Source organism: Kitasatospora sp. NPDC093558, from assembly GCF_040683475.1.
Classification (GTDB): Bacteria; Actinomycetota; Actinomycetes; order Streptomycetales; family Streptomycetaceae; genus Kitasatospora.
Window position 1 is genome coordinate 1 of the sequence record NZ_JBFBDY010001338.1, and the last position, 1,122, is coordinate 1,122.

1 protein-coding gene and 1 pseudogene are annotated in these 1,122 nt (G+C 75.6%); both read left to right on the forward strand.

Annotated elements, in window-relative coordinates; genetic code table 11:
• Positions 1–693, forward strand: a 693-nt coding sequence (locus AB0O00_RS40800) for a putative baseplate assembly protein (RefSeq protein WP_363659708.1), incomplete at its 5' end; no start/stop codon positions are given.
• 130 nt (positions 694–823) lie between these two features.
• Positions 824–1,122 (forward strand): annotated as a pseudogene (locus AB0O00_RS40805) (hypothetical protein); the annotation flags it as partial.

The window sequence follows — 1,122 nt, forward strand, 5'->3', positions numbered from 1 at the left end:
CGGGTGGAGAACACGCGGGCGGCGGAGGGCGGCGTCGACGGCGAGGACGTCGCGAGCGCCCGGCTGCGCGGCCCGATCGTGCTGCGCACCCGCCGCCGGGCCGTCACCGCCGAGGACTACGAGGAGCTGGCGCGCGAGGCCGCCCCCGCCGTCGGCCGGGTGCGCTGCGTGGCCACCGAGACCGGGCCCGACGCCGGCGGGGTGCGGGTGCTGCTCGTGCCGAACGCCGAGGACGACGGCGAGGGCCGCCTCGCCTTCGGCCAACTCGCCTGCTCGCCCGAGCTGCTGGAGCAGGTCACCGCCTACCTGGACGAACGTCGGCTGCTCGGCGCGCGGCTGCTGGTGGAGCCGCCGCACTACCAGGGCGTCACGGTCGTCGCCGCGCTGCGGGCGAGGCCGCGCAGCACGCCGGGCGCCGTCCAACGGGCCGCGCTGGCCGCACTCCACCGCCACCTCAACCCGCTCACCGGCGGGCCGGACGGCACCGGCTGGCCGTTCGGCCGCCCGCTGCACGCCGGCGAGGTCTTCGCCGTGCTGCAGCGGGTGCCCGGCGTCGAACTGGTGGAGAGCGTCCGGCTCTTCCCCGCCGACCCGGAGCACGGCCGCCGCGGCGAGGCCACCGACCGGATCCACCTCGCCCCGCACGCCCTGGTGTTCTCGTACGAGCACCAGGTCCGCGTCGCCGGCGAGTGACCCGTGACGAACGACCTGTGACGAACGACCTGTGACTAACGACCCGTGACGAACGGCCTATGACGAACGGCCCATGACGAACGGCCCATGACCGACGATCAGTGATCAACGACCAGGGAAGCGAGGACGGATGCCGGCCCAGCCGCATGGACGCGGTTCCGTCCCCGGCCTGCCCAGCCGCCACCCGCTCGGGGCGCAGCTGCCGGGCGTCTATGCGGATGACGGGGACGGCGCCGGGGAGAACCGTTTCCTCCAGCGCTTCACGGGCGCGCTGGACGAGGTGCTCGCCCCGCTCCTGTGCACGCTCGACAACCTGGCCGCGTACTTCGACCCCCGTCTCGCGCCGCCGGACTTCCTCGCCTACCTGGCGCAGTGGGTCGGCGCGCCGGACGGCCCCGAGCTCCCGCCGGAGCGGCGGCGTGCGGCCGT